Source organism: Pseudoalteromonas sp. TAB23 (assembly GCF_000498075.1).
Lineage (GTDB): Bacteria > Pseudomonadota > Gammaproteobacteria > Enterobacterales > Alteromonadaceae > Pseudoalteromonas > Pseudoalteromonas arctica.
The window spans coordinates 1-1,016 of sequence record NZ_AUTP01000008.1; the positions used below are offsets into that span (position 1 = coordinate 1).

Here is a 1,016-nt window from a genome sequence, read left to right on the forward strand (position 1 = left end):
GCTTCGCGCTCTTTACCCGGATCAAACCAGCTATTAACCCACACTACTTTTACTTTTGCATTAGGCTTTACTGAGCGCAAGCCAAGCGTAAATGCATTTATACCGCGTATTACCTCCGGAATAGGAAACGCAGCAATATAACCAATGCTGTCGGTTTTACTCATGTGCCCTGCAATAACACCTGTTAGGTAGCGTCCTTCGTAAATGCGATCAAAGTAAGTGCTTACGTTTTTTGCGCGTTTATAACCTGTAGCATGCTCAAACTTTACATTAGGAAATCGTTTAGCCACTTTAAGTGTTGGGTTCATGTAGCCAAACGACGTGGTAAATATTAAATCGTGCCCGCTTTTAGCCAGTTGCGTAATAACACGCTCAGCATCGGCCCCTTCTGGTACGCTTTCGACAAAAGTAGTTTCTATTTTGTCGCCAAACTTTTCTTCTAGGTAGTGGCGGCTAGAGTCATGTGTATAAGTCCAACCAGCTTCACCTATGGGGCTTACATATACAAAGCCAACTTTTACGCTATCTTTTGCAATAGCTGATGCGCTTATGCCTAAGCTCAATGCAACCCCGAGTGCCGTTATAAGTTTTTTCATTATTATTCTCCGTGTTATATTTTTAATATCCTGTTGAAGCAGGTGATTTACCTTATTGATTTTGTAATTAATTTAATGACCCTTGTGCCAAGGCTTACCTAGCCACATGGGTTCGTACATTTTTAATTTTTGTTTATTTTTACTGAGCATAATCAGTACTATAAGCGTTGCACCATAAGGCAACATGGCCAGTAAGTTAGACTCCACAGCCAACCCAAATGCCTGTGCCACTAAGTGCATAATGCTGGCAAAGCCAAATAAATAAGCGCCAAGCATTACGCGCTCAATACGCCAGCTTGCAAACACCACTAAAGCAAGGGCTATCCAACCTCGCCCTGCCGTCATGTTTTGAGTCCAAAGTGGTGTATAAGCCAACGATAAATATGCGCCCGCAATGCCAGCCAGTGCGCCGCCAAACAT

Annotated in this window: 1 protein-coding gene and 1 pseudogene; both read right to left on the reverse strand. The window is 43.0% G+C overall.

Annotated features, from left to right (window positions below; translation table 11 throughout):
* The coding region (locus tag L654_RS0100135) for a BMP family ABC transporter substrate-binding protein (RefSeq protein ID WP_029753401.1) at positions 1–596 on the reverse strand (596 nt) is incomplete at its 3' end.
* 72 nt (positions 597–668) lie between these two features.
* Positions 669–1,016, reverse strand: a pseudogene (locus L654_RS0100140) (ABC transporter permease); the annotation flags it as partial.